Raw genomic sequence first — 7,641 nt, forward strand, 5'->3', positions numbered from 1 at the left:
GCGCTATCACCTCGCGGAGAGGTGGCAGAGTGGTTGAATGCGGCGGTCTCGAAAACCGTTATGCGGGTATCCCCCGCATCGAGGGTTCGAATCCCTCCCTCTCCGCCAGCAGGGTTCGTTACGATGCCCGTTCCTCGGATGACGAGCAAGAGCCGGGGCGTCTGTTCAAGCGCTTCATGATGACTACAACGACCGGAAGGGGAACGCGTGGGCAGAAGTGGTCTTCCCAACTACCGCAAGCTCGCCTTTGAGCAGTATCCGGCTATTTGCGTGCACTGCGGCTTCGGAATCAGGCCTGTGCTCGAGGTCGCCCATCTCGACGGAAGTGCGCGTAACTGCTCAGTCGATAATCTCGCGATCCTATGTCCGACCTGCCACCGGATGCACGACATCGGCCTCATCCCGACCGAACACCTGATTGTCATGCGTGACGTGGAGCGCCAGGCAGACTGGGGCCTCTTGATGAAGGATGCCGCAGCGAAGGCCGTCGCTACCAAGCTTGCCGATGACCCCGAGCACTTCAAGAACGCTGCCCGGAAGGCCGCAGCCACCAGACGCGCTCGAGAGCAGTCGGAGGATGCAGACTGAGCGCCCCGGAGCCATTCCCGCAGGAGCCGGTCAGCCACGACCCATCTAACGCCCGCCGGTCGTCGCAGCCTCCCACGTTCCGCCGTTGCGTTCGATAGTCTCCCGGGCTTCCTGTTCGCTGATCGGTATCGTCTCGGGCGTGCCGATGAAGGTGGTCGGTATTCCCGGGTCAAGCACCCAGGCGTCGGTCTCGTAATCGAACCGCCATATCTTCACGCCGTTGCCGCCAGTCCACAGCACAGTTTGGGACTTCCCGAGGAGCGGGGCGTTGCTGTCGGTGAGCCAATACGGCACCACCGTTCCCATGTCCACGATGGTCTCCGCCCCCTCTGGAATCGGAACACTATCGGCGTTCGCTTGCATCTCTGCTTTCAGGTCATCCAGCGCCCCAAGTCCGGGGTCACTCCACCCCGGGGGTGTCACCCATCTACCGCCGTTGCGTTGGATGGTGCCCATGGCTTGCTGCTCGGTGATCGGCGCGACTAGGGGTGATCCGATGAAGATGCTGTACATCTCCCTGTCCTCGACCCATTCGTTGTATCCGTAGTCGAACCGGTGTATCCCGCTGCCGCCCATCCAAAGCACAGTCCTAGACTCCCCAAGGACAGGGAATTCGTCGGCGAGCTGGTAGTTGGACTTCAAGCCTTTCATGGGACCTCTCACGTAGCATCTTCGGCAAGTCTACCATCTGTGCGCTTAGCCGCTCGGCATGCGTGCGGCAGCCTGTGCTTGCCGGACATGGGGCGGATCATGGCGCGCAAGGTTTTGGGGGGCGACCGGCGCACCCATCTTGACGAGATCCTGGCACTACCGCCAAGGAATCGCCTCTCGCCGGGAGCGTTTCAGGGCAGCGCTAGCATCAGGGGAGAGTCTGCCGACACCGGCCAGGGAGAGCGCGCTCAAGGTAAAGGACAGACGACGCCGTGAGGCTATGGCCGAGAAACGGGAGTACGGTTCGGGCTACGAGATGGTACTCTGTGATAGAAAGGGGTACGAACCTCCGGCTGGGCACCTATGGCCGTTCTCGACATGCCAGCAGTTCCTCGCAATGTTCCACCCCTTGAACTGAGAGTAGACCCCCCGAATCTTTACGCGCTCGGCGGGTCAATCAAGCGCCCTGACCTCGATGCCGATACACCAAATATGAAGATGCGCTGGTGGGATTCACAGTCGATCAAGATGAAGATTGCCGTGGCATGCGGCCTCGTACTTGTTGTCGGGGTCGGTGGCATAATGCTCATGCTCCACTGGGCGAGCACTGCCGCGCTCGATACCATGGCCGAGGAGGCGTTCTACGAATCCCAGCGCGCCTTCGACTCACTTGTAGCGCAGGACGTACGAATGATGTCGGCAGTTGCCGACTCGCTTGCATCGAATGACGAGATACGCGAGGTGCTTGTATCGGGCGATAAAGAGCTCATGCTCGCCGCGACGCGCCCATTACTGCTTGAACTCAAAGAGCGACACGCTATCACCCACCTTTATCTCATTGATACCGGCGGCACGGTTTTGATGAGGGCACACAAACCCAAAGAGAGCGGTGACGTGCTGCAGCGAGAGACTTTTCGGCAGGCACAACGCACCGGAGAAGTCGCCTCGGGACTCGAGCTGGGAAAGACTGCCTTCGCGCTGCGAGTAGTGCGACCCATGCATGCTGACGACGGGCGACTGATCGGCTATATCGAAATCGCCGAGGAGATCGACCACTTTCTGAGCATCGTCACTGAGCGCACCGACAACGAGGTCGCCCTACTGCTTTCCAAAGAGCGACTCGACCGCGGTAACTGGTCTGAGATGCGCCGGTTGAGCGGCCAACCCGACGACTGGGACCTCTATGACGATTACGTGTTGGCGGGCAGCTCAAGTGAGGAACTTGTGGCGTCAGATAGACTTCCTTCCGTGCTTGGAATGGGCGCGGATACGGTTGTCGTCCGCGAGAACGGCGGCGAGGTGACTGTTTCGGGGCTGGTGCCGATCTTCGATATGTCGGGAGATGAGGCCGGTGCACTCCTGTTGGTACACGACGTTACGCCATTCGCGCGGATGCTCGACAATGCCCGGATGCTAACTGGCTTCTCCGCCATGCTCCTCTTCGCAGTGCTAGGCATTGGCACGATGTTCATGCTCGACAGCTTCGTCTTCCGCCGCCTAAAAGTTCTCTCCAATCGGATTGCGGGAACCGGGGAAGGCGTCCTTTCTGACGACTTCATCTCGAGCGTGGATGCTAGTCCGGGTGACGAGATCGACGAGTTTCAGGCGCATCTCGAGCGGAGTTACAGGGAGCTTTGGTTGAAATCCATGCTCCTTGATGAGGCATCAGATTCGATCGTGGTGCATGACCTCGACGGCAAGATTCTGTATGTCAATACCGCAGCATGCACCCGCTACGGGCGGACAGTTGAGGAGATGGTGGGCAAATCCCTCGAACAGGTGGTCTTCTCGCCAGATGCGGCTAAGAATGCTGCGCGTTACCTCGAGTACCTTCTCGCACACGGTCAGGCGATCTTCGACTCAGAGGATGTGAACGCAGATGGGCGCGTCTTTCCCGTCGAGGTGCACGCACGCATGGTCGACCTGGGAAACCGCATGGCGATTGCAAGCGTTGTGCGCGACCTGAGCGAACGGCACGAGACGGCTCGGCTTATGGAACGCTTCGCCCACTACGATCCACTCACGGGCCTTGCAAACCGTCGCCTTACACACGACCGCCTCGAGGCAGCCCTAGCAAGTTGCCGCATGTTCGGCGGCTCGGTTGCAGTCGCACTCGTCGATCTGGATCGTCTCAAGATCATCAACGATGGCCTGGGGCACGGTGTTGGCGACGAAGTGATTCGCGTCGTGGGGGAGCGGCTCGCCTCTGTGGTTCGCGACTGTGACACTGCCGGACGCATCGGGGGCGACGAGTTCATCTTGCTGTGTGCAGACATCGACGCTGCGGAAGCCGAGGAGATCGCGGCACGCGTTGCAGACGTCGTCTCTCAGCCCATCGCAGTGGGCGAGCATGTGTTGCAGGTCAGCGTCTCGGTCGGGGTCACGGTCTCGGACGGCTCGCGCGAAGGCGTCGAAGATCTGATTCGTGAGGCCGACTTCGCGATGTACTCAGCGAAACGCGCGGGAGGTTCACGCTACTGCATGTACCAAGGAGGTGCACCTAACGAGCCCAGACTGCCCTTGGAGCTACGGCAAGAGCTGCTGGGCGCGCTTGAGCGGTCCGAGTTCACAATCCACTACCAACCGCTTATCGACGCCGAGAGCCGCACCGTCGTCGCGGTCGAGGCGCTCATGCGCTGGAACCACCCTACCAGGGGCTCCGTCTCCCCGGCTGAGTTCATCCCACTCGCCGAGGAGAGCGGTGCGATCATCGCGCTTGGGGAATGGGTGCTTCGTGAGTCGTGCGCGCAGTGTGCCCAGTGGCAGGCGCAGGGCCTCGACTTGCGGCTTGCTGTGAACCTGTCCGTGTACCAACTGCTCCATCCGGGATTGATCGACTGCGTTCAGTCGGCGCTTACCGATGCCGGGCTGGAGGCGATATCTCTGGACCTCGAGATAACCGAGGGGCTTGCGCTCACCTCCAGCCAGGCGCATGAGACCCTGGTCGAGTTGCGTGCGCTTGGCGTAGGCGTATCGATCGACGATTTCGGGGTGGGCTACTCCTCCCTTGGTCGCTTGCGAGACCTACCCATCGACACCCTCAAGATCGACCGCTCGTTCGTATGGCAGATGGAGGACGCCCCCCAGATCGCTGCCATCGTGGAGACGATCATCTCGCTTGGAGGACACCTGGGCCTCAACACGGTGGCTGAAGGCGTGGAGACGGAGCGCCAGCTTGAGCTGCTTTCGCACATGGGTTGCGGTTACTATCAAGGCCTGCTGTTCAGTCCGGCAGTGAAAGCCGACATGATCCCAGGCTTCGTTGCAGAACTCGCGGGTGACGGAAGCGAGCTCTTGAGCTGAGAACTCTTCTAGAGTCAGCGCTAGTCGGCGGCGATCGACCAGGCCTCCCGGAGCCACTCGACGACCTCAGTGTCGACCTCGTGCGGCTTGCGCAGGGCGAGGAATGATAGGGATTCACCGAACCCGCCTTCCCGTGCAGCCAGTTCCCCGTAGGGTCGATGGTAACCCGAGGGACTCTGCAACGCAAAGGGTGGGACGGCGAGTGCTGTGAACCCCCGCGCTCTCCTCGGCGTCATACACATCGGCACGCCAATGACAGCCTAGCAGACGAGGAGTACCCATGAGCATCAGACAGGCTACGATGACCACGGCGATCGTGATGGCGCTTGCCATGACAGCGATCGTTCTACCGGGTTGCGGCACCGCTGACGCACCGGTCGACCTCGATGGCACCGAGTGGCGTCTTGTCGGCTGGTCTGACACCGAGGTGGATCCGACACCGCACGAGATCACCCTTTCGCTCGCCGACGGACAGGCGAGCGGACGGGCCCCGGTCAACTCCTACACCGGCGGCTTCGAGTTCACGCCTGAGGGCGCCTTCAGTACCTCCGAGATCGCTCAGACGCTGATGGCCGGCTCCGACGAGGCCATGCAGGCCGAGACCGTCTACATGGGGCTGCTGGGCAGCGTCGATTCCTTCCGCATGGAGGGTGCGAACCTGGTGCTCGTCGGCGATGGAACCGACCTGCTTGAGTTCGAGCCCGTGCAGTAGGGAGCGGATTCGGTCGCCGGAAAGCGATTTTCGGCGGATGGGCCTACCGCTTCTTCCCGAATGACAGTTTCATCGTGAGGATGCGGTCGCTCGAGAACACTCGGGCGGCGATCGTCACGAACACTGCGAACCACACAAGCTGGTAGGCGATGCCGAACCACACCGTCCCGTAGTCGCCCAAGAAGAGCGCCGGTCCGGTGATGAACGGATAGGTGAACGGAATCGCCATCACCGCGATGCGCACCGCGTCGGGAAGGACCGACAGGTCGAGGAAGAGCGTCAGGAAGTACGGGATCAGCATGAACACCATGAGTGGAGTGAGCAGCGCCTGGACCGACTTCACGTTCTCGGCGAAAGCGCCTAGGATGATCGCGATCGAAAGTGCCACCAGGATCCCCGCGAACAGCGTGAGTCCCAACAACGCATAGTCACTCGGCCCGAAGGTGAGCCCGAGTGCTTCCATCGCAGCCTCTGAAGCCTCGGCGGCGGGCATGCCTGTGCTGGCACCGAGGCCCGTCTCGATTCCCCTCATGTACTGCTGCATACCAAGCATGTAAGCGCCGGCTGACAACAGCGCGATCAGCGCGGCGGCCACCATCTTCGACGTCACTATCGCCGCGCGGGTCACCGGGTAGGAGAGTAGCGTCTCGAGTGTCTTGTTCTCCTTCTCGGTGGCGATGGTCGTCGCGACCATCTGGCTCGCGAAGATGATGACCAAGAACAGGACTATCGGGATGAGCGTCGTCTGCTGGCCCACGAACGCCATGACCGCGAGCACGGGCACCTCTGCCGAACGGTCACCGATGACCACGTGTTCGGTAGGCACCACCGGTGTCTGGAGCATCTGGAGCGGGACACCTGGAGCGGCCTGGGCCGCCACTGCCGAGGCGACCGAGGCGTTGACCGCCGCGATAGCCCCTTCGAGCGCGGCGATGTCGGCATTGCCGACGAACGAGAAGCTGCGGATCTCGGTCCACACCGCGAGCTGCTGTGGCTCACCCGCTGTGATCGCCGCAGAAAAGCCGTCCGGGATGTCCACGATGATGTTCGCACCCGCCTCGTCGAGCAGGGCGCGGACGTTCTCTCCTGTCACTGTCCCGTCCACCATCGTCGGCACGAACCCGGCCTGCTCGAGCGTGGTGACGACCACCTCTGCGATCGGCCCTCCATCACGGTCGGCGATAGCCACGGGGAACGTGTCGGGTTGCTCCGCTGTGACTGTTGAGAGCATCTGGCCGAGCGCCACGAACATCACTATGACCACCACGAACGGGAGCAGGGTCTGCAAGGTGATGAGCTCCCGGAGCTCCTTTTTCAGCAGCACCAAGAACCGCCTCATGACGCCGCCTCCCGTCCATCAGCGACGATCCGAGCGAACACCTGCTCGAGGTTCTCGGCGTCGTATTGCTGCTTGAGCTCGGACGCGGTGCCCGTGGCGTGGATGCGTCCCTCGGCGATTATCGCCACACGGTCGGAGAGGAACTCGATCTCGAGCATGTTGTGGCTGGACAGCAGCACCGACATCCCGCCTGTCGCCAGCGTGCGGATGCGCTCTCGGAGCTCCAGGGCGTTGATGACGTCCAGGCCGCTCGTGGGCTCGTCGAGGATGGCGAGTGTAGGCTCGGTCATCACGGTGCGGGCGAGTAGCAGCTTGCGCGTCATGCCCTTTGAGTACGAGCCGAGCTTGTCGCTCAGGCGTTTGCCGAGCCCGGACACTTCGCGCCCCACCTCCACTGCACGTGCCGCGCGCTCACGATCGTCGAAGAAGAGGTCGGCCACGAACTTGAGGTACGCGATGCCGGTGAGGTTCTTGTATGCGCCGGCCTCTTCTGGCAGGTAGGAGATGATCTGCCGCATGCGCGCCGGTTCCTGTACCGCATCGAACCCGGGGGTCTGGATCGTGCCGCTGGTGGGGCGTAGGATCGTCGCCACCATCCGCAGCGTCGTCGTCTTACCGGCGCCGTTAGGGCCGATGAGCGCGAAGATCTCGCCGGGTGCGACGTCGAAGTCGACACCGCGCACCGCCTGAAGCTCGCCGTAGTGCTTCGTGAGTCCTCGGACACTCAAGACCGGGGTCGATCCATTGGGCATCGGTGGGTCCCCTTTCGCAGTGACGGGAGCGCGGGATCGTGCCCCGTGCTCCGCATCCGAGTATAGCACTGGGGGCGCCCTCTGCTCGCGCTACTTGGCTTCCATCTGCGACTTGAGGCGCGCGAGGTTCTCGCGGGCGCTGGACTCGAAGCCTTCGCGGATCTTCTCTTCGGCGAGTTCGATTACGCCGTTGAGCTCGATGGAGACGGTCATACTCATGCGGGTGCCATCGGCCTCGGGCCTCATCGAGAAGTCGCCTTTACCGCGGTAAGGGCCGCGGGTGCGGAATGCGATGC

General features: G+C 62.1%; 8 protein-coding genes and 1 tRNA gene. 5 read left to right on the plus strand and 4 right to left on the minus strand.

Going from position 1 to position 7,641, the window contains the following annotated elements:
* The first annotated feature begins 15 nt into the window (after positions 1-15).
* Positions 16-108 (plus strand) — tRNA-Ser (locus M1617_06035).
* Between the two features lie 99 nt (positions 109-207).
* Positions 208-588, plus strand: coding sequence for an HNH endonuclease (locus M1617_06040; protein MCL5887833.1), 381 nt, complete (start codon positions 208-210; stop codon positions 586-588).
* 45 nt (positions 589-633) lie between these two features.
* On the opposite strand, the gene M1617_06045 is transcribed toward M1617_06040, so the two are convergent.
* Positions 634-1,239, minus strand: a complete 606-nt coding sequence (locus M1617_06045; GenBank protein MCL5887834.1) for a hypothetical protein — start codon at positions 1,237-1,239, stop codon at positions 634-636.
* Between the two features lie 99 nt (positions 1,240-1,338).
* Between M1617_06045 and M1617_06050 the strand changes: the two genes are divergently transcribed.
* From M1617_06050 to M1617_06060, 3 genes are all read left to right on the plus strand, one after another.
* The gene (locus tag M1617_06050; protein ID MCL5887835.1) at positions 1,339-1,515 is read left to right on the plus strand and encodes a hypothetical protein; all 177 of its coding nucleotides are present in this window, start codon (positions 1,339-1,341) and stop codon (positions 1,513-1,515) included.
* 216 nt (positions 1,516-1,731) lie between these two features.
* Positions 1,732-4,542 carry an EAL domain-containing protein gene (locus M1617_06055; GenBank protein MCL5887836.1) on the plus strand — a complete coding sequence of 937 codons (2,811 nt, stop codon included), beginning with the start codon at positions 1,732-1,734 and terminating at the stop codon, positions 4,540-4,542.
* A 280-nt stretch (positions 4,543-4,822) separates the two neighbouring features.
* Positions 4,823-5,254 carry an META domain-containing protein gene (locus M1617_06060; protein MCL5887837.1) on the plus strand — a complete coding sequence of 144 codons (432 nt, stop codon included), beginning with the start codon at positions 4,823-4,825 and terminating at the stop codon, positions 5,252-5,254.
* Positions 5,255-5,297: 43 nt separating this feature from the next.
* On the opposite strand, the gene M1617_06065 is transcribed toward M1617_06060, so the two are convergent.
* From M1617_06065 to M1617_06075, 3 genes are all read right to left on the minus strand, one after another.
* Positions 5,298-6,593, minus strand: coding sequence for an ABC transporter permease (locus tag M1617_06065; GenBank protein ID MCL5887838.1), 1,296 nt, complete (start codon positions 6,591-6,593; stop codon positions 5,298-5,300).
* Entirely contained in the window at positions 6,590-7,345 is a 756-nt protein-coding gene (locus M1617_06070) for an ABC transporter ATP-binding protein (protein MCL5887839.1), read from the minus strand. Before M1617_06070 ends, M1617_06065 begins: the two co-directional genes overlap by 4 nt.
* Before the next feature lie 90 nt (positions 7,346-7,435).
* On the minus strand, positions 7,436-7,641 hold a 206-nt coding region (locus tag M1617_06075), incomplete at its 5' end, for a hypothetical protein (protein MCL5887840.1).

The organism is Actinomycetota bacterium (assembly GCA_023488435.1).
Taxonomy (GTDB): domain Bacteria; phylum Actinomycetota; class Coriobacteriia; order Anaerosomatales; family UBA912; genus UBA912.